Annotated in this window: 23 protein-coding genes and 1 pseudogene; 18 read left to right on the top strand and 6 right to left on the bottom strand. The window is 69.7% G+C overall.

Annotated features, from left to right (window positions below; genetic code table 11):
* Window positions 1–30 precede the first annotated feature (30 nt).
* Both ACIBL4_RS37215 and ACIBL4_RS37210 read left to right on the top strand, forming a co-directional pair.
* Entirely contained in the window at window positions 31–699 is a 669-nt protein-coding gene (locus ACIBL4_RS37215; protein ID WP_399416236.1) for a response regulator transcription factor, read from the top strand.
* Entirely contained in the window at window positions 696–2,105 is a 1,410-nt protein-coding gene (locus tag ACIBL4_RS37210) for a sensor histidine kinase (RefSeq protein ID WP_399416235.1), read from the top strand. Before ACIBL4_RS37215 ends, ACIBL4_RS37210 begins: the two co-directional genes overlap by 4 nt.
* 22 nt (window positions 2,106–2,127) lie before the next feature.
* Here the strand turns inward: ACIBL4_RS37210 and ACIBL4_RS37205 are convergent, their stop codons facing one another.
* The 4 genes and pseudogenes from ACIBL4_RS37205 to ACIBL4_RS37190 form a co-directional block, all read right to left on the bottom strand.
* Window positions 2,128–2,604, bottom strand: a complete 477-nt coding sequence (locus ACIBL4_RS37205) for a MarR family winged helix-turn-helix transcriptional regulator (protein ID WP_086564495.1) — start codon at window positions 2,602–2,604, stop codon at window positions 2,128–2,130.
* Window positions 2,605–2,720: 116 nt separating this feature from the next.
* Window positions 2,721–3,521: an AIM24 family protein gene (locus ACIBL4_RS37200; RefSeq protein WP_399416234.1), complete on the bottom strand. Its 801-nt coding sequence runs from the start codon at window positions 3,519–3,521 to the stop codon at window positions 2,721–2,723.
* Window positions 3,518–4,168 carry an AIM24 family protein gene (locus ACIBL4_RS37195; protein ID WP_399416233.1) on the bottom strand — a complete coding sequence of 217 codons (651 nt, stop codon included), beginning with the start codon at window positions 4,166–4,168 and terminating at the stop codon, window positions 3,518–3,520. The genes ACIBL4_RS37200 and ACIBL4_RS37195 overlap by 4 nt, the downstream gene beginning before the upstream one ends.
* Before the next feature lies 1 nt (window position 4,169).
* Window positions 4,170–4,801 (bottom strand): annotated as a pseudogene (locus ACIBL4_RS37190) (AIM24 family protein).
* 175 nt (window positions 4,802–4,976) lie between these two features.
* Between ACIBL4_RS37190 and ACIBL4_RS37185 the strand changes: the two are divergent.
* From ACIBL4_RS37185 to ACIBL4_RS37145, 9 genes are all read left to right on the top strand, one after another.
* On the top strand, window positions 4,977–5,321 hold the full coding sequence (locus ACIBL4_RS37185; RefSeq protein WP_399416231.1) for a DUF3817 domain-containing protein: 345 nt from the start codon (window positions 4,977–4,979) through the stop codon (window positions 5,319–5,321).
* Window positions 5,318–5,611 carry an MTH1187 family thiamine-binding protein gene (locus ACIBL4_RS37180; protein WP_030854324.1) on the top strand — a complete coding sequence of 98 codons (294 nt, stop codon included), beginning with the start codon at window positions 5,318–5,320 and terminating at the stop codon, window positions 5,609–5,611. The genes ACIBL4_RS37185 and ACIBL4_RS37180 overlap by 4 nt, the downstream gene beginning before the upstream one ends.
* Before the next feature lie 186 nt (window positions 5,612–5,797).
* A complete protein-coding gene (locus tag ACIBL4_RS37175; protein WP_399416230.1) occupies window positions 5,798–6,916 on the top strand; it encodes a SchA/CurD-like domain-containing protein in 1,119 nt (372 codons plus the stop codon).
* A 62-nt stretch (window positions 6,917–6,978) separates the two neighbouring features.
* Complete coding sequence (locus ACIBL4_RS37170; RefSeq protein WP_399416229.1) at window positions 6,979–7,443, top strand: cupin domain-containing protein; 465 nt, start codon at window positions 6,979–6,981, stop codon at window positions 7,441–7,443.
* Complete coding sequence (locus ACIBL4_RS37165) at window positions 7,440–8,708, top strand: beta-ketoacyl-[acyl-carrier-protein] synthase family protein (RefSeq protein ID WP_399416227.1); 1,269 nt, start codon at window positions 7,440–7,442, stop codon at window positions 8,706–8,708. The genes ACIBL4_RS37170 and ACIBL4_RS37165 overlap by 4 nt, the downstream gene beginning before the upstream one ends.
* Entirely contained in the window at window positions 8,705–9,955 is a 1,251-nt protein-coding gene (locus ACIBL4_RS37160) for a ketosynthase chain-length factor (RefSeq protein WP_399416226.1), read from the top strand. The genes ACIBL4_RS37165 and ACIBL4_RS37160 overlap by 4 nt, the downstream gene beginning before the upstream one ends.
* 35 nt (window positions 9,956–9,990) lie before the next feature.
* A complete protein-coding gene (locus tag ACIBL4_RS37155; RefSeq protein ID WP_397695758.1) occupies window positions 9,991–10,248 on the top strand; it encodes an acyl carrier protein in 258 nt (85 codons plus the stop codon).
* A 1-nt stretch (window position 10,249) separates the two neighbouring features.
* Complete coding sequence (locus ACIBL4_RS37150; RefSeq protein ID WP_399416225.1) at window positions 10,250–10,729, top strand: SRPBCC family protein; 480 nt, start codon at window positions 10,250–10,252, stop codon at window positions 10,727–10,729.
* 26 nt (window positions 10,730–10,755) lie between these two features.
* Window positions 10,756–11,097 carry a TcmI family type II polyketide cyclase gene (locus ACIBL4_RS37145; RefSeq protein ID WP_399416224.1) on the top strand — a complete coding sequence of 114 codons (342 nt, stop codon included), beginning with the start codon at window positions 10,756–10,758 and terminating at the stop codon, window positions 11,095–11,097.
* A gap of 69 nt (window positions 11,098–11,166) precedes the next feature.
* Here the strand turns inward: ACIBL4_RS37145 and ACIBL4_RS37140 are convergent, their stop codons facing one another.
* Window positions 11,167–12,150: an amidohydrolase family protein gene (locus ACIBL4_RS37140; RefSeq protein WP_399416223.1), complete on the bottom strand. Its 984-nt coding sequence runs from the start codon at window positions 12,148–12,150 to the stop codon at window positions 11,167–11,169.
* Between the two features lie 35 nt (window positions 12,151–12,185).
* Window positions 12,186–13,814, bottom strand: a complete 1,629-nt coding sequence (locus ACIBL4_RS37135) for an FAD-dependent oxidoreductase (RefSeq protein ID WP_399416221.1) — start codon at window positions 13,812–13,814, stop codon at window positions 12,186–12,188.
* A gap of 247 nt (window positions 13,815–14,061) precedes the next feature.
* On the opposite strand from ACIBL4_RS37135, the gene ACIBL4_RS37130 reads away from it, so the two are divergent.
* The 7 genes from ACIBL4_RS37130 to ACIBL4_RS37100 all read left to right on the top strand — a co-directional run bounded on the left by ACIBL4_RS37130 (window position 14,062) and on the right by ACIBL4_RS37100 (window position 23,633).
* A complete protein-coding gene (locus ACIBL4_RS37130) occupies window positions 14,062–15,321 on the top strand; it encodes a cytochrome P450 (RefSeq protein ID WP_399416220.1) in 1,260 nt (419 codons plus the stop codon).
* A complete protein-coding gene (locus ACIBL4_RS37125) occupies window positions 15,318–15,677 on the top strand; it encodes an antibiotic biosynthesis monooxygenase family protein (protein WP_399416219.1) in 360 nt (119 codons plus the stop codon). Before ACIBL4_RS37130 ends, ACIBL4_RS37125 begins: the two co-directional genes overlap by 4 nt.
* Window positions 15,678–15,698: 21 nt before the next feature.
* Complete coding sequence (locus ACIBL4_RS37120; protein WP_086844677.1) at window positions 15,699–16,208, top strand: MarR family winged helix-turn-helix transcriptional regulator; 510 nt, start codon at window positions 15,699–15,701, stop codon at window positions 16,206–16,208.
* A 43-nt stretch (window positions 16,209–16,251) separates the two neighbouring features.
* Window positions 16,252–16,590 (top strand): DUF3817 domain-containing protein, encoded by a 339-nt coding sequence (locus ACIBL4_RS37115; RefSeq protein ID WP_399416218.1) that lies wholly within the window; start codon window positions 16,252–16,254, stop codon window positions 16,588–16,590.
* A 75-nt stretch (window positions 16,591–16,665) separates the two neighbouring features.
* A complete protein-coding gene (locus ACIBL4_RS37110) occupies window positions 16,666–18,366 on the top strand; it encodes a methylmalonyl-CoA mutase (protein ID WP_399416217.1) in 1,701 nt (566 codons plus the stop codon).
* Window positions 18,367–19,212: 846 nt separating this feature from the next.
* Entirely contained in the window at window positions 19,213–23,022 is a 3,810-nt protein-coding gene (locus ACIBL4_RS37105) for a hypothetical protein (protein ID WP_399416216.1), read from the top strand.
* A complete protein-coding gene (locus ACIBL4_RS37100; protein ID WP_399416215.1) occupies window positions 23,019–23,633 on the top strand; it encodes an Imm52 family immunity protein in 615 nt (204 codons plus the stop codon). The genes ACIBL4_RS37105 and ACIBL4_RS37100 overlap by 4 nt, the downstream gene beginning before the upstream one ends.
* Window positions 23,634–23,704: the final 71 nt, after the last annotated feature.

The following is a 23,704-nucleotide window of genomic DNA, read 5'->3' as shown; positions in this document are numbered from 1 at the left end:
TCTTCAGCTTGGCTTTGCCACTCTTTATCCATGCGCCTGTTGATCGTGGAGGACGAGAAGCGGCTGGCCCTGTCGCTCGCCAGGGGCCTGACGGCCGAGGGGTACGCCGTGGACGTCGTCCACGACGGACGGGAGGGGCTCCACCAGGCCTCGGAGGGCGCGTACGACCTGGTGATCCTCGACATCATGCTGCCCGGCCTCAACGGTTACCGGGTCTGCGCCGCCCTGCGCGCCGCCGGGCACGAGGTGCCGATCCTGATGCTCACCGCCAAGGACGGCGAGTACGACGAGGCGGAGGGGCTCGACACCGGTGCGGACGACTATCTGACCAAGCCCTTCTCGTACGTCGTGCTCGTCGCCCGGATCAAGGCGCTGCTGCGGCGGCGCGGGGTGGGTGCCGGGGCCTCGCCCGTGCATGTGCACGGGGACCTGAAGGTGGACACCGCGGCCCGGCGGGTGTTCCTGGGGGAGGACGAGGTCGCCCTGACCGCCAAGGAGTTCTCCGTGCTGGAGCACCTCGTGCTGCGGGCCGGGGAGGTCGTGTCCAAGTCCGACATCCTCGAACACGTGTGGGACTTCGCGTACGACGGGGACCCCAACATCGTCGAGGTGTACGTCAGCACCCTGCGGCGCAAGCTGCGGGCGGGGCTGATCCGGACCGTGCGCGGTGCCGGGTACCGGCTGGAGACGTCGCCATGAGGCGGCTGTTCGGGTCCGTCCGGGCGCGAGCCACGCTGGGAGCCACGCTCGTGGTCGCGGTGGCGCTCGTCGCGGCCGGGGCGGCCGTTCTGCTGTCCCTGAAGTCCAACCTGATGGGCGAGGCCGGCACCCGGGCGGAGCGCTCCGCCCGGGCGGTCGCCGCCGAACTCGCCGCCGGGACGCCGTACGACAAGCTGTCCGGGCTGGACGGCGACGACGGGCCGGTCCAGGTGCTCGCCGGGAAGAAGCGGGTGGTCGCGGTCAGCGAGGATCTGGAGAAGATCAGCGGCACCGACTCCGACCGGGTGAAGCCGCTGCCGCCGGCGGCGGCCAAGGGGGACGATGACGATGACTCCGACGACCACGAGGAGTCCCTCGAACCGGGGGAGATCGCCGGGGAGAGCACCTTCCGGAACGGGTCCGCGACGATCGACGGTGAGACGGAGGACTACCGGTTCGCCGCCGTCGAGGTCGAGACGCATGACCGGGGGCGGCTGAAGGTCTACGCCGGTGCCCCGCTGGCCGCCGAGCACGGGGCCGTGCAGAGCGCGACGACGGTGATGCTGATCGGGTTCCCGCTGCTGCTCGGCGTCGTCGCGGGGGTGACCTGGCTGGTCACGCGGCGGGCGCTGCGGCCGGTGGAGGGCATCCGGAGTGAAATGGCCGCGATCACCGCCTCCCAGGACCTCGCACGGCGGGTGCCGGAGCCGCAGACGCACGACGAGGTCGCCCGGCTCGCCCGGACGACGAACGAGACGCTCGCGGCCCTGGAGACCTCCGTGGAGCGGCAGCGGCGCTTCGTCGCGGACGCCTCCCACGAGCTGCGCAGCCCGATCGCCTCGCTGCGCACCCAGTTGGAGGTGGCCGCCGCGCATCCCGAACTGCTGGACCTCGACGGGGCCGTGGAGGACACCGTGCGGCTCCAGCGGCTAGCCGCCGACCTGCTGCTGCTCGCCCGGCTGGACGCGGGGGAGCGCCCGGGTGACGCGAAGGTCGACCTCGCCGGGATGGCCCGGGAGGAGGCCGAGGGGCGGACGGGCGTGACGGTGGACGCGGAGCCGGTGAACGTGGCCGGATCGCGCGGGCAGCTGGGGCGAGTGCTCGCCAATCTGCTCGACAACGCCCAGCGGCACGCCCGGTCGGCCGTCACCGTGACGGTGCGGCGGGAGGGCGACCTGGCCGTGGTCGGGATGGCGGACGACGGGGACGGCGTGCCCGAGGCCGACCGGGAGCGGATCTTCGAGCGGTTCGTCCGGCTGGACGCCGCCCGCAGCCGCGACGACGGCGGTGCCGGGCTGGGGCTCGCCATCGCCCGGGACGTCGCCGTCCGGCACGGCGGCACGCTCACGGCCGGCCGGGGGCCCGAAGGCGGAGCCCTGTTCGAACTCCGCCTGCCGCTCGCCTAGCCGGGGATGTGCCGTCCCGGGGTCACGGGCGCCCGCGCTGGGTGCGCAGGTGCTCCGCGATGGGCTTGAGAGCCTTGTCGAGTTCCGTCAGGGCCTCGGGGGACAGCAGGTCGATGAAGTGCCTCCGCACGGACGCCACATGGTGGGGCGCGACCTTCTGCATCGTCGCCATGCCGTGGTCGGTGAGGACCGCGTAGAGCCCCCGGCGGTCGGACTCGCAGTTCTCCCGCCGGACCAGGTTCGCGTTCTCCATGCGCGTGATCTGGTGGGAGAGGCGGCTCTTGGACTGGAGGGTCGCGGAGGCGAGGTCGCTCATCCGCATCCGTTGGTCCTCCGACTCGGAGAGATTCACCAGGATCTCGTAGTCGTTCATTGTCAGGCCGAACGGCTGCAGGTCCTTCTCGAGCTGGTACGTCAACAGCCTGTTGACCTCCAGGTGGGTGCGCCAGGCGCACTGCTCCGCATCGGTCAGCCAGCGGGTGGCCGTCTCGGTCTCCATGAATGAAGTCTACCTAAAAGGTTGAAAGGCGAACTAGTGAGGGTTTTCGTGTGACGGAGCGCACCCGCCGAACATCGGTGCGCAGACGTTCGATGTCACACTCCGCAGACTACCGCTCACAGCCCGAAGCGACGCTGGAGGTCCCCCAGCTGTCCGGGAAGACGCGGTACTCCGGACTGGCCCGCCTGGGGGCTGTGCGCCCCGCCGCCGGGCACTCCGGCCTGGTGCGGAACGGCCCCCGTGGCCTGCTCCGCCATGAGGGTCTCGGACGACTGGAGCAGGACCGTGCCGGCGCCGACGAACTCGAACTGGTGCTCTTCACCGGAGGCCCCGCCGAGGCCCGTCAGCGCACGTAGACCGCCCATTACCCCGGTCATGTACCCATGGTCGTAGTGATGGCAGGGGGAGGGGCAGTCCGCCCATCCGACCAGGGCCTGCGGGTCGACCCGGATCGGGGGTTCCATGAACACCACAGGGCCGTTCGACGCGGCCACGAACTTTCCGGTTCCGATGAGGGTGAGGAAACCCGGCACGATTGATTGCTTCAGCGACAGAGTTGGCTGAAAAGCGAGGAGGTTGCCCGAGCGAATGGTCAGATTGCCGTCCTCGAGGTCGAACGAGTTCACGTCGAAGGCCCGGTCGGCGAGGAGCATCTTGCCCGAGCCCTCCGCCACGACCCAGTCGCTCGCGTGCAGTGGCGAATGGAAGGACGTACGGACGAGACGGTCCAGCCGGCCGTGTCCGACGCCGTTGAAGTCGATCGAGCCGTAGTAGGCGATCATCTTCCCCTTCTGGAGGAACCACTGGCTCCCCTTGAGCTCCACGCAGAAGGTGTAGGCGTTGACGTTGTCATCGGGCGGCAGCGTCGCCGGGTCGAAGACCGCGGGGCCGGCGCCCGGGGTTCCGTACGTGCTCACAGCTTCTCCTCCGACGCCTGGACGTACACCGCACCGCTGCCGCTGAGCTCCAGCTGGAACGCCTCGCCCGAGCCGCGGCCCACCATGTCCCGCCAGCCCAGGGCCGTGGACAGCTTGTTGCGGACCTCCCCGTGGTGGGCGACGTAGGCCTGCGGGTCCACGTGCACCGGCCGCTGGGGTGTGACCGGGATCTCGATCACCCCGCCGTGGGCCATGACCGCGACGGCCCCATGCCCCTTGAGCGTGGTGGTGAACAGCCCCTGGCCGCTGACCTGCCCGCGCACCATGCCCATGACGCCGCCCTGCGAGCCCAGGAACATCGTCCCCTGCTGGAGCGTGCCCTCGAAGGCCAGGAGGCGGTCCGCCTCGACGTACAGCGTGTCGCCGGCGAGCTGGATCACCTGGACGTGATGCCCGCCGTGCCCGAACAGGACGGTGCCGCTGCCCTCGACGGTCATCAAGGGCGTGTCCTCGTCGGCGACCCGGCGGCCGATCATCGACATGAGCCCGCCCTGGCCGCCGGCCATGTTGGGCGTGAAGGACACCTCGCCCTTGTAGGCGAGCATCGCGCCGCGCTGGCTGAACAGCCGCTGGCCCGGCGCGATCGTCGCCTCGACCATCTTCGCGTTGATCTCCCGGAAGGCCATCTCACACGTCTCCCGCGATCGTGTTCCGCTCGCTCGGCTGCACGTACACCAGCCCGTCCCCCTCGAACCGCATCTGGAAGGCCTCGCCGCCGCCCTCCCCGAGCAGCGTGCGGAACGTCACACCGGACTGGAAGGACTGCCGGAGATTCCCCTGGTGTGCCACGTACGCCCCCGGGTCGACGGTCAGCGGATACTGCGGACTCACCCGCAGCACCACCGCCGGGCCGTCCGACATGATCGCTGCCTGGCCGTGGCCCTCGACGGTCGTCGTGAACAGCCCGTTGCCCTGCGAGGCGCCGCGCAGGCCGGTGAACTCGGTCCCCGTGCGCAGCCCGCCGTCGGTCGCGAGCAGGTTGCTGGACTCCACGTAGAGCTTGTCGCCCTGGAGACCCACCAGGTTGATCTCGGAGGCGCGGTCGGCGAACCAGCAGGTCCCCCGCCCCTTCACCTCCATCAAGGTCATCTGCTCGCCGGTCAGCCGCCGGGTCACCATGCCTCGTATGCCCTCGCCGCCGCCGCTGAGCTTCTTGAAGGCCATCTCGCCGTCGTACGCGACCATCGAGCCGTTCTTCGCCTTCACGGCGTCTCCGTCATGTCGACGGCGAGCACCTTGCTGCTCTGAAGTCGGAACATCGCCACGTACGTGAAGGTAGCCGCAGGTCGGGCCCTGCGGACAGGGCCTGTGGGTGGAGAACCACCCTGAGCACACCCCTAGGGGTCGGGGCCCGCGGCGGTTTGCCACAATGGGCCGGACGCTTGTGCGTGCGTTCACAAACCGTCAGACCGTCTCTCCCACCGAAGGTGACCCGTGGACCTCAAGACCGCCACCGCCATCCGCCGCCTCCGCCTGGTCTCGGCCCCCGAGGCGATCTCCTTCCTCCTCCTGCTGGTCTGCTCGGTGCTGAAGCGGACCACGGACTTCAATGCCGTGCCGGTGATGGGCATGGTGCACGGTGTCCTGTTCATCCTGTACGTGATCTTCTGGGCCGACGCGTGGAACCGGACGAAGTGGTCGGTGAAGACCGCCGCGCTGTACTTCGTCCTCTCGGTGCTGCCGACCGGTGGGTTCTTCGCGGAGCGCAAGCTGCGGCGTGAGGCCGAGGACGCGGTCATCGCGTCCCGGGCGCGCCGGGAAGGGGCCGTGAAGGCATGATCGTCGCCTTTTCCGTGACGCCGCTGGGGGTCGGGGAGGACGTGGGAGAGTACGTCGCCGACGCGGTGCGGGTGGTGCGGGAGTCCGGGCTGCCGAACCGTACGGACGCGATGTTCACGTCCGTCGAAGGAGAGTGGGACGAGGTCATGGACGTCGTCCGGCGTGCGGTCGCCGCGGTGGAACGGCGGGCGCCTCGGGTGTCCCTCGTCCTCAAGGCGGACATCCGCCCCGGGGTGACCGACGGGCTGACTTCAAAGGTGGAGACGGTGGAGCGGCATCTCGCGGAGTAGCCACAAGGACCACAGCCCCGGCTCGTGACGAGCCGGGGCTTTGCTGTGCGCCGGGCAGTTCCCTCTGATGACTCGTGCGGCTCGCGGAGTCCGAGGCACCGACCCACGATGAGGGCTCAGGGCCGACCGCCGTCCCGCTGCCGGACACGGCGGCCGCCGTCTGCCCAGCGAAGGAAGGGCCTGCCGGTGAACACTTCGACGTATACGTCCCAGTCGGCGTTCGACGGCTCCAGGCTGCGCGTCATCCTGCTCGTCGATCTCCACGAAGGCGCCCAGCAGCGGTTCCTCGACGCGTACGAGCACATGCGCAGCCGGGTCGCGTCGGTTCCCGGTCACCTCGGTGACCAACTGTGCCAGTCCGTGGAGAACCCCTCCCAGTGGCTCATCACCAGCGAATGGGCGACCGCGCCGCCGTACCTCGCCTGGGTGAACAGCGAAGAGCACCTGGAGACCGTCAGGCCCATGCAGGACTGCGTCCGGGACATCCGGTCGATGCGTTACAGCATCGTCCGTGAGACCGGGCGTGCGCTCCCGCCCACCGCCGGGACCGCTGACGGGGTCCAGGCGCCGGTGCGGATGGGTGACGGAGTGACGCGCCATGCGCTGACGTTCACCGTAAAACCCGGCTCCGAGTCGAAGGTCGCGGACATCCTCGCCGGATACGCGCCGCCCCAGGCCCGCGCCGACGACTCCACACGACTGCGCCGCACGACGCTGTTCATGCACGGCAACCGAGTCGTACGCACCGTCGAGGTGGAGGGCGATCTGCAGACGGCGCTGCGCCACGTCTCGCGTCAGCCGGAGGTGCGGGCCGTCGAGGAAGCCCTCAATCCGCACCTGGAACAGAGCAGGGATCTGACCGACCCAGCCTCGGCACGGGCCTTCTTCATCCGCGCGGCCATGCCGGCCGTACACCATGTGGCGCGTGGCGGACCGGAGCCGGAGGGTCTGCGGCGTCACGCCCTGTACTACCCGGCCCGTGAGGGCTGCGGGATGGCGCTGGCCCGGCTGCTCGCCCAGCAGGACGAGACCGCCGCGGCCGACCCCGCCGGGCCCGTGCACCGCAGCACCGTCTTCCACCGGGACGACCTGGTCGTCCGTCTCATCGACACGCGGGATCCCGAGACCGATCCGGTCAGGGTGCTCGGCCTGCACGGCACGCGGAAGGCCGCCGTGCTGGCCCGCCTGCTCGACGGCGCCGCACTCGGCGTCGAAGGGACGCTCTCGAGCGACCGGGACGCCACCCGCCTCCTTGCGCACACCGACATGACGCTGATCACCGATCGCAGGGCTGCCCAGTCCTGACGGTCCATGGACGACACCCGCCCATGGACGACACCGCCCACAGACCGACCTGGAGACGGACCATGCACAAGACGCGCCCGCGCATCGTGGACCTCAGCGAGACCGAGCCCAACCGCAAGCGTGGCGGCGACCTGCGCACCCTGCTCACGCCCCTCACGGTGGGTTCCACGAGCGGGTTCATGGGCCTGGCCATCATGCAGCCGGGTGAACGCATCAGCGAGCACTACCACCCGTACTCGGAGGAGTTCGTCTACGTCGTCCAGGGCGAACTGGAAGTCGACCTGGACGACGTGACCCACCCGATCCGCGCCGACCAGGGCCTCATGATCCCCATCGGTATGCGGCACCGCTTCCGCAACACCGGTGGCGCCGAAGCCAGGATGGTCTTCCATCTGGGTCCGCTGGCCCCGAAGCCGAGCATGGGCCACGTCGACACGGAAGCCCTGGAGGGGAACGCGAGCGGCGAGACGTACCCGGCCGTGCAGGGGGACGGAGCGCAGCCGGAGCGACGCGGGGTGCCCTCATGACCCGGCGGGTGGCGGTCACCGGCATCGGCGTCGTCGCCCCGGGCGGTATCGGGGTGCCGGCCTTCTGGGACCTCCTCTCCAGCGGCCGTACCGCGACGCGCGGCATCACCCTGTTCGACCCGGAGGGGCTGCGGTCGCGCATCGCGGCCGAGTGCGACTTCGACCCGCTCGCGCACGGGCTCGATCCCGACCTGGCCGAACGCGCCGACCGGTACATACAGTTCGCTCTCGTCGCCGCCGCGGAGGCGGTGGCCGACTGCGGCATCGACTTCGGCGCCGGGAACCCCTGGCGCGTGGCCGTCTCGCTCGGCAGCGCCGTGGGCGGCACGACCCGCCTGGAGCACGACTACGTCCTGGTCAGCGAGCGAGGGCAACGCTGGGACGTCGACCACCGCGTCGCCGGCCCGCACCTGCACCGGGCGTTCTCGCCCAGCACCCTGGCGTCCGACGTCGCCGAGTACTTCGGCGCCCAGGGGCCGGTGCAGACCGTGTCGACCGGCTGCACCTCCGGACTCGACGCGGTGGGCTACGGCTTCCACACGATCGAGGACGGCCGCGCCGACATCTGCATCGCCGGAGCGTCCGACTCCCCGATCTCCCCGATCACCATGGCCTGCTTCGACGCCATCAGGGCGACATCGCCGAACAACGACGACCCCGCGCACGCCTCCCGGCCCTTCGACGCCCACCGCGACGGATTCGTCATGGGAGAGGGCTCCGCCGTGCTCGTCCTGGAGGAGCTCGAACACGCCCGTGCCCGCGGCGCGCACGTCTACTGCGAGATCGGCGGCTACGCCACCTTCGGCAACGCGTACCACATGACCGGGCTGACCAGCGAGGGCCTGGAGATGGCCAGGGCCATCGACACCGCGCTCGGACAGGCCCGTCTGGATCCCTCATTCATCGACTACGTCAACGCGCACGGCTCGGGCACCCGCCAGAACGACCGTCACGAGACCGCCGCGGTCAAGCGGTCCCTGGGCGCCCACGCCTACGACACGCCCATGAGTTCGATCAAGTCCATGGTGGGCCACTCGCTCGGTGCGATCGGCGCGATCGAGGTCGTCGCCTGCGTGCTGGCCCTGGCCCACCAGGTGGTCCCGCCGACGGCGAACTACGAGACCCCGGACCCCGAGTGCGACCTGGACTACGTACCGCGCACCGCACGCCCGCGCAAGCTCGCCAACGTGCTGTCCGTGGGCAGCGGCTTCGGCGGGTTCCAGTCCGCGGTGCTCCTGACGGGGCCGGCCGGGAGGAAGCGATGAGTGCTCAGCCGAACCGCCGCACCGCCATCACGGGGATCGGCGTGGTCGCGCCCAACGGTCTGCACACGGAGACCTACTGGAAGTCCGTCAAGGAGGGCCTGTCCGTACTCGACCGGATCACCCGGGAGGGGTGCGGGCACCTTCCGCTCCGCGTCGCCGGCGAGGTCCGGGGCTTCGACGCCTCGGCACTCATCGAGGAGACCTTCCTCGTCCAGACCGACCGGTTCAGCCACTTCGCGATGGCCGCCGCCGGTGCGGCCCTGAAGGACGCGGGACTGAGCGATGCCGCCACCGACTCCCCGTACTCCGTCGGTGTCGTCACCGCCGCCGGATCCGGTGGTGGTGAGTTCGGCCAGCGGGAGCTGCAGAAGCTGTGGGGGCAGGGGTCCCGGTTCGTCGGTCCCTACCAGTCCATCGCCTGGTTCTACGCGGCCAGCACGGGCCAGATTTCCATCCGCAGCGGCTTCAAGGGCCCCTGCGGGGTGGTCGCGAGCGATGAGGCCGGCGGCCTGGACGCCGTCGCGCACGCCGCCCGGACCGTGGGGCGGGGAACCGACGTGGTCGTGGTCGGGGCGGCGGAAGCGCCGCTGGCTCCGTACTCGATGGTCTGCCAGCTCGGATACCCCGAACTCAGCACCGTCGAGGACCCGGCGCGGGCCTATCGGCCCTTCACCTCCGAGGCCTGCGGCTTCGTGCCGGCCGAGGGCGGTGCCGTGCTGGTCGCCGAGGACCTGGACCGCGCACGCCGACGTGACGCGGACGTCCGCGCCACCGTGGCGGGCCATGCGGCGACGTTCACCGGCGCCTCGCGCTGGGACCGCTCACGCGAGGGACTCGCGCACGCCATCCGCGGTGCCCTCGACGAGGCCGGCTGCGCGCCGGAGGAGATCGACGTGGTCTTCGCCGACGCGCTGGGCGTCCCGGAGGCGGACCGCGCCGAGGCCCTCGCCCTCGCCGACGCCCTCGGCGCGCACGGCACCCGCGTGCCCGTCACAGCCCCCAAGACCGGCATCGGGCGGTCCTACTGCGGGGCACCCCTGCTGGACGTCGTGGCCGCGGTGATGGCCATGGAAGAAGGGCTGATCCCGCCCACGCCCAACGTCTTCGACATCTGCCACGACATCGACCTGGTGACGTCGACGGCGCGCCCGGCCGAGCTGAGCACGGCCCTGGTCCTCAGCCGTGGACTCATGGGCTCCAACGCGGCGCTGGTACTGCGCCGCGACCCGGGACCGGCCGCCCGGTGAAGCCCACCGCATCCGTACGACAAAGGAGAACGCGCATGAGCAGTGAAGTGACCCTCGAAGAGCTGGCCGCACTGATGAAGAAGGCCGCCGGTGTCACCGTCGACCCGCACGACCTCGAAGCCCGGATCGACACCCCCTTCGCCGAGTTCGGGCTGGACTCGCTCGGCCTCCTCGGCATCGTGGGCGAGCTGGAGAACCGGCACGCCCGGGCGCTGCCCACCGACGCGGAGAAGTGCAAGAGCCCCCGCGACTTCCTCGACCTCGTCAACAGCACACTCACGGCAGGAGCCTGAGATGGCAGGGCACACCGAGAACGAGATCACCATCGCCGCACCTCTCGACCTCGTCTGGGACATGACCAACGACGTCGAGAGATGGCCGCAGCTGTTCAGCGAGTACGCGGACGCCGAGGTGCTGACCCGGCAGGGCGACACGGTGACCTTCCGCCTGACCATGCACCCCGACGAGAACGGCAAGGTGTGGAGCTGGGTGTCGGAACGGACCACCGACCGCGACAAGCTCACCGTCACGGCACGCCGGGTCGAACCCGGTCCGTTCGAGTACATGAACATCCGTTGGGAGTACGAAGAGACACCCGACGGCATCCGGATGCGCTGGACCCAGGACTTCGCCATGAGGCCGGACGCGCCGGTCGACGACGCCGGGATGACGGACATCATCAACCGCAACTCGCCCGTCCAGATGGCCCTCATCCGCGACCGCATCGAGCAGGTCGCCGACGAGCGGCGGACCTCACCCGTCACGCCCGCCTGAACGGCCCCGCCGTGTAAGGAGACTCCATGCACCACGCCCTGATCGTCGCCCGGATGGCCCCGCACGCGGCTCCGGACATCGCCGAGGTCTTCGCGGCCTCCGACCGCGGCGACCTGCCCCACCTCGTCGGGGTGACCCAGCGTTCCCTCTTCCAGTTCGGCGATGTGTACATGCACTTCATCGAGGCCGAGCAGGACCCGGGCCCCGCCATCGCGCGCGTGGCCGGGCACCCCGAGTTCCGCGACATCAGCAGCAAGCTCGAGGCATACGTGAGCCCGTACGACCCGCAGACCTGGCGCGGTCCGAAGGACGCGATGGCTCAGTGCTTCTACCACTGGGAGAGAGACACGGCCCCGGTCACCCGGTGAAGCCGACGAGAGAAGGCCGCCGCCCGCGAGGGCGGCGGCCTTCTCTCGTGCGTGCGGCCAGGCCGGGAGCTAGGAGGAGCCGGCCAGTACCGGCAGCAGACGCAGGGCGTTCTCCCGGTTGATGCCCCTGAGCTGCTCCGGCGAGACGAAGGGATCGGCGTCCAGGGCGGGTACCGCGATGTCGGCGACGACCTGCGCGGGGGTGGGCGGCCAGTCCGTGCCGAAAAGGATCCGGCTGGGGTCCACCGTGGCCAGCAGCGTGGGCGTGGCGGAGGGAGACATGGGGCCGGCGGTGTCGAAGTAGAACCGGTGCAGGTAGTCACGGACCCTGCCCGGCTCGATCCCGGGGGTGAGGTGCCCGCCGAAGAGTTCGAGCCGAGTGGCCATGTACGGCAGGAAGCCTCCTCCATGGGGAAGGACGAAGCTGAGATTCGGATAGCGGTCCAGGGTGCCGTTCCGGATCAGGTTGATCGCCGCGCGCGTGGTGTCCATGAGGAAGTCGCACACGAAGGGCGGCATTCCCGGCAGTCCGGGACCGCCCTCCTTTCCGGCCGGCACTTCCATGGGGTGCGTGCTGATGACGGCGGACCGGTCGTTCAGTTCCTGCAGGAGGCGGTCGTGGGTGGCGTCACCGAGGTAGACACCGTCCATGCTCGTTCTCGTGCTCACTCCGACGGCCCCGAGCTCGTCGAGTCCGTAACGGAGGCTCCACTGCGAGAGTTCCAGGTCGTCCAGGAACACGGGAGTGAAGAAGGCGAAGCGCGCGGGATGGTCCTCGACGACGTCGGCCGCCGCACGCAGGGCGATCCGTGCGCTCTCCTGGCGCTCCGCGCGCTCGCGGAACCGTCCGAGCATCGCGACGGTCATGACGGCGGTGCTGATGCCCGTCTTGTCCATGACCTCCAGAGCCGCGTCCAGGTCCCAGCGTGTCCACCAGGGCAGCCGCTCGCGGTTGACGACCCCGTGTTCTTCCGCCCAATCCAGCCAGGCCGGCGCGGTGAAATGGTGGTGGACGTCCACTCGGCCCGCGACGGGGCCGTCTTCGAATGTCATCGGCATGTCCTCGGCGTGGTCGTTTCGGTGGGTGTTCAGCCGCGGCAGAGCACGGTCTGCAGCACGTCCGTCAGCACACGACCGGCGGACGGCAGGTGGGTGGGCGCGCGCCAGGCGACGAAGCCGTCCGGGCGTACGAGGACGGCACCGTCGTCAGCGGTGCCGTGCAGCGCCGCCCAGTCGGCATCCGGCTCGGGAACGAGGTCGTGATCCGGGCCGTCTCCCACGAGATACACCTCGACCGGAACGCCCAGGCTCTCGCCGGCCTGCTGCGCCGCGCGGCGCCACCGCCCGCCTTCGGCCCCGGCGAGCACGACGAAGGAGCGCTCGTACAGATCGAGAGTGGAGATCCTGGCGCCTGCTCTGCGGACCCACATGTGGGGTGCGCGGCTCCCCGGCTCTCCGTCGATCAGGAAGGTCTCCGGGACGACCGGCCGCTCAGGCGAGGCGCCCACTACGGCGTCCGAGGCGTACCGGTAGCAGAGCGCGACCGTCATGAGGTCCGCCGCGTCGTTGTTGCGTCGCGCTGCCGGGCCGAATGCGGGGTGCTGCTCATCGGCGGCCTGCCGGGAGGCGCGGGTGCTCGTCGTGACGGCGACAGGCCGTCGTTCGCACTCGTAGGTGCCGAGCAGCGGCAGGCCGGCCCAGCCGCGGAGTACCGCGGCGAGTTTCCAAGCGAGGTTGTGGGCGTCCTGGATTCCGGTGTTGGAGCCGAACGCCCCGTTGGGCGGCATTTCGTGCGCCGCGTCACCGGCCAGAAAGACCCGGCCCTGCCCGTAGCTGTCCGCGACCAGTTTGGAGGCGTGCCAGGGCGCCTTTCCCGTGACTTCGACATCAATGTCCGGAACACCGACGGCCGCGCGAATATGTGCCGCGCAGCGCTCGTCTCCGAAGTCCTCCAGGGTTTCGCCCCGATCGAAGGACCAAGGAATATGAATGACCCACTGTTCCTCGTTGTCCACGGGCAGCAAGGCGCCTTCTCCCTGTGGATCGGTGGTGTAGCAGACGATGAAGCGCTTCGGCCCGACGTATTCTTTGAGGGCCTTGCTCCGGAACGTGACACTGATGTTGTGGAACAGGGAACCGGGTCCGGACTGGCCGATTCCCAGACGTTTGCGAACGGGGCTTCTCGGGCCGTCGGCGGCCACCAGGAAATCGGCTTTCACGGTACGGATCTCACCGGTGTCCCGGCGCAACACCTGCGCCAGGACTCCCTCTGCGTCCTGCGTGAAGGAAAGCAGCTCCGTACCGAAGCGGATGTCTCCGCCCTCGCGGGCGCGGTCCAGCAGGACCGGCTCCAGATCGTTCTGGCTGCACAGGCACCAGTCCGAGGAGCTGATCCGGGAGACATCCATGCCTGCGGCGATGTCCTGAACGATCCAGCGGCGCCGGTTCCCGACGAGGGTGTCCACCTGAAGGACGCCGTCGTTCCCGGCGAGAGCCATGGCGGCCTCCCGCACGTTCTGCTCGAGTCCGGCGGTCCGGAAGATCTCCATGGTGCGCACGTTGTTCCCGCGGCCACGTGGGTGCGTCGATGTCTCGGCATGCCGCTCCACCAGCATGTGCTCGATTCCGAGACGCCCCAGGAACACGGAGGCGGAAAGACCCACCAGGGATCCGCCTACGATGAGAACTGGTACAGATTCCACTCCGTGTCCGCTCACTGGTTTTCCTCGTCATCCGGCGACTGCACAGCCCGGGAACGGTGGACTGGCCCGTCCATGATGTTTACCAAGCAGGGTGTGCGCGCGCGATCCGGGGCGCCCTGGGGTACGCCGGCCGGGTAACCGGAGCAATTCTGCACACTGCCTTGCGGCGCTCGAGCTCATATGGCCCAGCAGCGTTTGCGGCACAGTGCCGGCCGGGAAATCGTGTCACCGACCGACGAACTCTCGACCCCCGGGACCAGCCATGACGCAAGCGTTCGCATCCGAGGAAATGTCGTCAGAAGAGGCCGCTGCCGCGGCCTCGGCCTGCAGCCGGGAGTTTCGCGCCAACCCGCATCCCGCCTACGCCACGCTCAGGGCGACAGCACCCGTGTGCCCGCTGAAGCCCCCCCACGGGGTCGACACGTATCTCATCACCCGGTACGACGACGCCCGCGCCGCCCTGGCCGATCCTCGGCTGAGCAAGGACATGTACGGCGCCATCGACGCCTATCACCGGATCTTCGGCGACTCGTCGATCGCCCTGGACGACAACATGCTCTTCTCGGACCCTCCGAAGCACACCAGGCTCCGCAGGATCGTCGGTAACACCTTCACCCCCAAAAGGGTGGAATCGCTGCGCCCGAAGGTCCAGAAGATCACCGACGAACTGCTGGACCGCTGTCCGGCATCGGAGCCCGTGAACCTCCTTCCGGAGTTCTGCTTCCCGCTGCCGCTGCACGTGATCTGCGAGCTGCTCGGCGTCCCGGAGAACGAACGCAAGCAGGCCCAGGAATGGTCCGCCACCGTCGCCCAGACCGGCTTCGGGCCGGAGGCGAGAAAGGCGCTGGAACGGGCCGAGGGCAATCTGCGCGACTATCTGGTGGACCTGATCGCGCGGAAGCGGAAGGAGCCGGACGGAGCTCTGCTCAGCGCACTCGTCACGGCGCAGGACGAGGACGGCGCGCTCACCGACCACGAACTCGTCTCCACCGCGTGGGTGCTGCTCTTCGCGGGCCACAAGTCGACCGCGTACCAGCTCGGCAACGCCGTCTACCACCTGCTCAGCCAGCCGGAGCAGAAGCGCCTGGCCTTCCGGGACCCGGCGGCGACGGCCGCGGCCGTCGAAGAGATCTTCCGGTTCGAGACCTCGGTGGAGAACTCGACGTTCCGCTACGCGACGGAAGACATCAAGATGCGCGACACACTCATCCCCAAGGGTGCGCTCGTGCAGATCTCGCTCACGGCGGCCAACCGGGACCCCGAGATGTTCCCCGACCCGGACCGCCTGGACGTCGAGCGCCCGAACGTCCAGGCGACGCACCTCGCATTCGGCCTCGGCCCGCACTACTGCATCGGCGCGCCTCTGGCACGTCTGGAGATGCAGATCGCCCTCGGCACGCTGTTCGGGCGCCACCCCGGCATGGCCCTGGTCGGGGAGCCGGAGGACGTGCGCTGGCTGACCGTGCCGTTCCCCGCCTTCCGCGGGCTCGCGGAACTCCCCGTCGTTCTCGACCCGTCGTGACGGGGGAGGTAAGCGCACCGGCGCGGGTGCGAGTGGTTCGCCTGCTGCGCGTCCGGGAGGGAAGGGAAGCGGATTTCGTGGACGCCTACGAAGGCGTACGCGACGGAGCCAAGCGGTTTCCCGGACATCTGCGCGAACAGCTCTGCCGCTCCGTCGACGATCCCGGTCGATGGCTGCTCACCAGTGAGTGGGAAAGCCTCGACGCCATCAAGCGGTGGCGCACCGACCCTGATCACACCGCTCTGGTCGGGCCGATGAACGCCTGTCTGCATGACGACCGGTGGACCGGGGTCTTCGAGATCGTGCCCGAGGGCGCCGGTGACCGAAGGCCGAGACGGGGGCTGACCAGCATGTGACCGGCCGGTAAGGTCGGGTTCGTGCCGAAGCCGCTCAGTCTCTCCTTCGATCCGATCGCGCGCGCCGACGAACGCTGGAAGCAGCGCTGGGGAAACGTGCCGTCCATGGCCGCGATCACCTCGATCATGCGCGCCCAGCAGATCCTCCTCGCCGAGGTCGACGCGGTGGTCAAGCCGTACGGGCTGACGTTCGCGCGGTACGAGGCGCTGGTGCTGCTCACCTTCTCCAAGTCCGGCGAGCTGCCGATGTCCAAGATCGGCGAGCGGCTCATGGTGCATCCCACGTCCGTGACGAACACCGTCGACCGGCTCGTGAAGTCGGGCCTCGTCGACAAGCGGCCCAACCCCAACGACGGGCGCGGCACCCTCGCCAGCATCACCGACAAGGGCCGGGAGGTGGTCGAGGCGGCCACCCGCGACCTGATGGCGATGGACTTCGGGCTCGGGGTGTACGACGCGGAGGAGTGCGCCGAGATCTTCGCGATGCTGCGGCCGCTGCGGATCGCCGCGGGGGACTTCGAGGAGGGGTGACCCGGGCCAAGATCTCCCGGAACGGGTGGTTACGCTCGACGGCATGAAAAAGAGCGTGCTGACCCGCTACCGCGTGATGGCCTACGTCACCGGTGTGCTGCTGGTCCTGCTGACCCTCGGCGTCATCGCCAAGTACCTGCTCGAGATGGACGGTGCCGCCGACTTCACGCGCGTCGTCGGCATCGCGCACGGCTGGCTCTACGTCGTGTACCTGATCTTCGCCTTCGACCTGGGTTCAAAGGCTAAGTGGCCGGTGGGCAAGCAGATCTGGGTGCTGCTCGCCGGGACCATCCCGACGGCCGCGTTCTTCGTGGAGCGCAAGATCAGCCACGAGCTCGAGGCCAGGGTCGCGGAGGACTCGCCCGCGACCGCCAAGGCGTAACCGCACCGCCGTACGGACGAACGTACGGCGGTCTGCCATCGACATTTACTTGGACGTCCTAGTAAATTCGATGGTATGGACGCTGACGCCATCGAGGAAGGCCGCCGCCGCTGGCAGGCCCGGTACGACGCGGCGCGCAAGCGCGACGCCGACTTCACGACGCTCTCCGGCGACCCCGTGGAGCCGGTGTACGGTCCCCGGCCCGGTGACAGGTACGAGGGGTTCGAGCGGATCGGCTGGCCCGGGGAGTACCCCTTCACCCGCGGGCTCTACGCGACCGGCTACCGGGGGCGTACCTGGACGATCCGGCAGTTCGCCGGGTTCGGCAACGCCGAGCAGACCAACGAGCGCTACAAGATGATCCTCCGCAACGGCGGAGGCGGGCTCTCGGTCGCCTTCGACATGCCCACGCTCATGGGCCGCGACTCCGACGACCCGCGCTCGCTGGGCGAGGTCGGGCACTGCGGGGTCGCGATCGACTCGGCGGCCGACATGGAGGTCCTGTTCAAGGACATCCCGCTGGGTGGCGTGACGACGTCCATGACCATCAGCGGACCGGCCGTGCCCGTGTTCTGCATGTACCTGGTCACCGCCGAACGGCAGGGCGTCGACCCGTCCGTCCTGAACGGCACGCTCCAGACGGACATCTTCAAGGAGTACATCGCCCAGAAGGAGTGGCTCTTCCAGCCGGAACCGCATCTGCGGCTCATCGGCGACCTGATGGAGCACTGCGCGGCCGGCATCCCCGCGTACAAGCCGCTGTCCGTCTCCGGGTACCACATCCGCGAGGCCGGGGCGACGGCCGCCCAGGAGCTGGCGTACACGCTGGCGGACGGCTTCGGGTACGTGGAGCTGGGGCTGTCGCGCGGGCTGGACGTCGACGTCTTCGCGCCCGGCCTGTCCTTCTTCTTCGACGCGCACGTCGACTTCTTCGAGGAGATCGCGAAGTTCCGGGCGGCCCGGCGGATCTGGGCCCGCTGGATGCGGGACGTGTACGGCGCGAAGTCCGAGAAGGCCCAGTGGCTGCGCTTCCACACGCAGACCGCGGGCGTCTCCCTCACCGCGCAGCAGCCGTACAACAACGTCGTACGGACGGCCGTGGAGGCACTGGCGGCCGTGCTCGGCGGGACCAACTCGCTGCACACCAACGCCCTCGACGAGACCCTCGCACTGCCCAGCGAGCAGGCGGCCGAGATCGCTCTGCGGACGCAGCAGGTGCTGATGGAGGAGACCGGCGTCGCCAACGTGGCCGACCCGCTGGGCGGCTCCTGGTACGTCGAGCAGCTCACGGACCGGATCGAGGCCGACGCCGAGAAGATCTTCGAGCAGATAAGGGAGCGGGGACTGCGGGCGCACCCCGACGGACAGCACCCGATCGGGCCGATCACCTCCGGGATCCTGCGGGGCATCGAGGACGGCTGGTTCACCGGGGAGATCGCGGAGTCGGCGTTCCGGTACCAGCAGGCGCTGGAGAAGGGCGACAAGAAGGTCGTCGGGGTGAACGTCCACACCGGCTCGGTGACCGGGGATCTGGAGATCCTGCGGGTCAGTCACGAGGTGGAGCGGGAGCAGGTCCGGGTGCTCGCGGAGCGGAAGGCCGGGCGGGACGACGCGCGGGTCCGTGCGGCGCTCGACGACCTGGTCGCCGCGGCGCGGTCGGACGCGAACATGATCGAGCCGATGCTGGAGGCGGTACGCGCCGAGGCGACGCTCGGCGAGATCTGCGGGGTGCTGCGGGACGAGTGGGGGGTGTACACCGAGCCAGCCGGCTTCTGACGAGGCTCATCGCCGAGCTGCCGGCCTCGGCTTCCGTTCTGGTGGTCGTTGCAACACCTCGGCCCAGGGGATGCGAGTGCGGCCCGCATCGCCGGCACCCTGCGGACAGGCAAGAGGTGGCGCAACGGCCATCACGCGCCGGGCAGAGGGACGAAGGTGGGTTCCCCGATCTGCCCGCTTCCCGGAGGTGCGGTACGCCTGCCGACCACCCGCAGCGGGTACCCCCGCACCCCCCGCCTCCCTCGCGCCGCTCAGCGCGTCGACGCTCGACGAGACGTACGCGGTCGGCCACGACCGTGCGGCCCCTCCCACGCCACCTCTTGCGGTCGCCCGCTGCGGCAGTACTTCCCCATGGGCACCGACCGGATCGCCCACACTCCTGACGACGGCAGCGGTGTCTTCGCATCTGTGACTTCCATCTCATCGTCACAGTACGTGTTTGTAGTGAGAGTCGCGTGAGGGAGAAGTGAAAATAACGTCACGCAGGGGTTGCGTGGGCAACAACGCCCCTCGTCGGCTTCACAGCCGCCCGCCAAGTGACCCTTGGTAACCGACCGCGGCGAAACGGTCTTGCTCTGCAGATCAAACCCATGCCTATGGTGGCCACGGCGTCCGGCAGGAACTGACCATTCCGTTGCGTCCCGACGCCCGTCATTTCGGCACGCCCGGGGGAGTGCCACGCATCTACATCACCTTTCCTGGCTGACGTGTGCCCTGCTTCCCCTGAGGTGCCGCCTCTTTGCGACTTCCTAGGGGGAAGTAGTGCTCAGGAAAACGCGGTTGAGAAGAACACCGCGCGGACGACGATGGATACGACCGCAGTTAACGGCAGCGACCATCCTCGCGGTGTCCACCTCCGTGGTGGCGGGTCTGATCTCGGCCGCTCCCGTATCCGCCGCCCCGCGGGCGGCCGACGAGCCGGACACCGGCCTCTACCGCAACAGCGTCGGCGAACAGCCCCGGCTCGACCGCTGCACCGCCGGGTTCTCGCTGCACATCGGTGGCCCTGCGATGAAGGCCAAGGCGATCGAAGGCCTGACCGGCACCGACGCCCAGCTCCACGCGGTCATCGGCACCCCGGCCGACTTCTACGCCCAGATGGGCGACGCGATGGTCACCGACCGGGATTCCGCCTCCGGCTATCTGGACAACTCCCGCAAACGCAAGTCGGATCTCGAGGCGGCGAACAAGGTCTATGCCCAGACCTCGTCCAGCGGCGAGATCACCTTGCACGCGCCGGAGTTCGACAAGTCCATCACCGACTTCACGCTCGGCGCCGGCAAGAACCTGCTGAACAAGTTCGGGCAGGACGGCCACGCCGTGCCCAGCAAGACGGTCGTCGACCAGGCCACCGTGCTCTCCAACGCGACCAAGGGCGCGGACTCCTGGAACGACCAGGCCGCTGACGAGATGCTCAAGGACGCGGGACAGTCCACCTACCGCACCACCACCGCCTCCGACCTGGCCTATTACCTGCGGCACGGCGGCTACCCAGGCAAGGCACCCGAGCCGGGTACCGCCGAGTTCCGGGTGGAGGTCGAAGCCCTCAAGGGCGCCTTCGGGGCCTGCGACAGCCTCAACCCGGTCGACGCGCGCCGCGTCATGAACCAGGTCGTCCTGACCGCCGGCGTCGAGTGGGAGCAGGAGTACGCAGCCCAGGCCGCGCAGCGGGCCACCATCATCAAGGCGGAGTCGAACGCGGCGAAGGCGGCCCGCGACGCCACCGACGCGATGATCGACTCGGTCGGTCAGGCGTGGCTCGCCGAACAGATCCTGCTCTGGCAGAAGTACTGGGCCGGCAAGCCGGCCGACGACGTCCTGCGCCCGGCCAAGAGCGTCTTCGACAAGGCCGGGAAGGACCTGACGAAGGCCCGCACCAATGCCGCCGCGGCTGCGGACAAGGCGATGAAGCTGGCCGCCGCCGCGAAGACCGCCGCCACCAGCGCGGGCAGCGCACAGACCGAGGCGTACAAGATCGCCGACGCCCGGCAGGAGCCGCGGGGCCGCGGTCTGGTGTACGCACAACAGTCCGTCCAGGCGGCCAAGGCGTCCTCCGCCGCGGCGGAGGCGGCCTCCCAAGCGGCCCAAACGGCATCCAGCGCGGCCAAGGCGACAGCCAAGGACACGGCCACCCTGCTCAAGCTCGCGCAGACCAAGGCGCACGCGGTGAACACCGAGTTCCGCCGGGTGGCCGCCGAGGAGGCGGCACGCCAAGCCAAGAGCGCCGCCGACTCCGCAGAGGCCTACGCCACCAAGGCCGCCGCGAACGCGACCACGGCGCAGGACGCGCAGAAGACGGCCGCGGAGCAGAAGGAGATCGCCCGCCAGCAGGCCGGGAACGCGGCAGCCAAGGCAACCACGGCGGAACTGGAGCGGGCCAACGCGGCCGCCTACCGCGCCACGGCCGCCGCGGAGCGCGCCAAGGCCGAGACCGCGGAGAAAAGGGCCCAGGACCTGAAGGGCTCGGCGACCAGTGCCCGCGGCGATGCGGACAGCGCGGCGGACACCGCATCCACCAAGCGGATCGCCGCTGAGCGGGCGGAGGCGGACGCCGAGGTCGCTCGCGACAAGGCGTACCAGGCCGAGCAGGAGAAGAAGGCGTACGAGGCCCGTGCCGCCGCGTTGGAGGCGGCCGCAGCGGCTGCCGAGGGCACCGACGCGGCAGCAGGCGCCAAGGAGGCCGCCGGCGATGCCCGCGCTGCCGCCAAGCAGGCCGCGGCCGACGCCGCAGGCGCCCGCAAGGCCGCCGACGACGCCACGACCGCGGCCGTGAACGCGCGGGCCGCAGCGACCAAGGCCAAGTCCAGCGCGACGAAGTCCCGCCAGGCCGCGGACGGTGCCTGGGACTCCTACTGGGGTGCGTTCAGCGCTGCCCAGACCGCGCACGCCGCGGCCGCCGAGGCGATCGACGCGTCCGAGGAAGCCGCCGTCAACGCCAAGAAGGCGGGTGCGGAGGCGGCGAAGGCCAAGGAGCAGGCGAAGATCGCGCAGGACAACGCCGTCGCCGCGCACAGCGAGGCCCTCAAGACGGCGAAGTCCGCGGCCGAGACCGTGGGGGAGGCGTACGCGACCACCCAGGCCGCGCTCGCCGCCCGGGACTCGGCCGACAAGGCACGGGCCCCGGCGAACGAGGCGATCTCCATCGGTACGGCGTACCAGGAGACCGACTCCGCCGCCGCCTTCGCGGTCCTGTCGGGCCAGCAGGCCTTGTCCTTCGCCGAGAAGCAGGCCAAGGCGGCCGAGGCCAAGTCCGCCGAGGCCCAGCGCATGGCCAAGGAGGCGCAGGCCCTCGCCGACAAGGCGGGCAAGGACGACAAGGCCGCCGCCACAGCCTCGGCCGAGGCGGCGAAGGACGCCTCCCGCGCCGCGACCGCGTACAAGAACGCGCAGGCCTCGGCACAGGCGGCACACACGGCGGCCGCCGAAGCGAAGAAGCTGGCCAAGGACGCCGACGGGTACGCGGTCAAGGCAGGCGGCAGCGCGGTGAGCGCGACCCTGTCGGCGAACAGCGCGGAGGCGGAGGCCTCGGCCGCGGACAACGAGGCGACCCAGGCGGAGAAGAGCGCCACCGGCGCCCGCCAGGCGGCCAGGGAGGCGACGGACCAGGCGGACGCGGCCGACTTCTCGGCTCGCCGTGCGGCCAGCGACGCCGCCGGTGCGCAGAACGCCGCCGACAACGCGAACCAGGCGGCGAGCGACGCGCAGAAGGCCGCCGCCCGCGCGGAGGAGGAAGAGCGCAAGCGCCTCGAGGCAGAGCGCCGGCGGGCCATGGAGTCCGGTGAGACGGGCGTTGCCGGCGCCGACGGCAAGCTGAGCGCCGACGACCGTGCTCTGCTGCTCAAGACGTGCGGTCAGACGTGCGTGGACGAATGGGACGAGGCCAATGCGGCCGTAGCCGCGTCCGTCATCGACTGGATCAAGAAGAACGGTGCCGACGTCCTCCTCGAGGTCATCGGCGTCAATGACGCCAAACGCTGCTTCGGCCAGGGTGATGTCGAGAGCTGCCTGTGGACCGCCGTCAACGCGGCCGGTCTCGTGGTCGTCATCGGCAAGCTGCCCGCGGTGACGAAGGCGATCGGTGTCGTCGCATCGAGGATCGGCAGGTTCTTCGAGGAGGCCGAGTGGGGCAAGCGCACGCTGGACCACCTCCGTAAGGTCATCGAGGCCGCCAGGAAGGAACCCGACAAGGGCTCGATCGGCAAGTCCAGCACTCCATGCTCGCACCCCGGTGCGGAGAGCTGCAGGAACGTCACCTTCACCGACAAGGCGAGGCCGCAGCTCGGTTCCGACGGGAAGTACCACGCGCGAGAAGGCGAGAACAAACTCCAGATCGACGACCCGAAGAACCTGGCTGACACGATCACCGACATCGACTTGGTCAAGGACGGTGTCCTGTGGGAGAACAAGACCGCCACGTTCCCGATGAACTCGACACAGCAGCGGAACTGGGTGAACAAGCACGTCGGCAAGAAGATCGCCGCCTACCTGCGTGCCCGCCCGCTCATCAAGGGATACGAGGGAGCTCCCATCGGGATCCGCTTCGAGGACACCGCCATCAACACCATCAACCCGGGTATGAAGCCTCTGGTCGAGCAGCGGCTGAAGGAACTCCGTGCCCAGTACCCCGGTATCGACATCAGGTTGTGGTGGCCATGACGGATCAGTTCACACTGGCCTCCCGCTGGGGAGACAGGCCCGAATCCGCGTCCGAATGCGCGGAGCGGCTGTCGTCGTTCCTGAGCGAGCTGGCGGCTCTGCACTCCAGCCTGAGCGAGTGGTACGGGCTGGTCGGAGACGACGAGGAGGCCGTACCGGAGTCCTGGCCACTGCGCCCCGGCGCGGCCGAGCTGGAGCGGTTCGTCCTGGCCTGCCGCGAGGGCGCGGACCTCGGCTTCAGACTGCCGGTTCTCTCCGACACCCCGGACATGGCCCTCGACATCCACTGCGGAGGCACTTCGGGCGTGCCGAGGGTGGAGAACGGCGTCTTCCTGCATTTCCGGGAACCGGCCGGGACCACCCTGGAACGCCTCGGCCTCGACGTCGTCCGTGGCCTCGTGACGGCAGCGGTGGAGGCATGGGAGCCCGAGTGGGCCACGTTCATCAGCGATTCCGCCTGGGAGGCCCAGCGCGGGTACGCCCACCCACGCCCCGTCGGTCTGGTGACGTATCGGACCGGTTCCGTGGAAGAGGCTCTGGCCGAGTTCCCGGATCTTGCCGTGGAGGCCATGGCGAACGGGTCGGTGCTGACCCGCCCGCCGTCCGTCTGATCCATTGACCGAACCGCTGACGTGCGGCCGTTCGCGCCGCACGTCAGCAGGCCGGCAGGGGCACGGCGCTC

The organism is Streptomyces sp. NPDC050416, assembly GCF_044458845.1.
GTDB lineage: Bacteria > Actinomycetota > Actinomycetes > Streptomycetales > Streptomycetaceae > Streptomyces.
The sequence above is the reverse complement of the archived record's forward strand: the minus strand, read 5'-3'. Positions and strand labels throughout refer to the sequence as shown.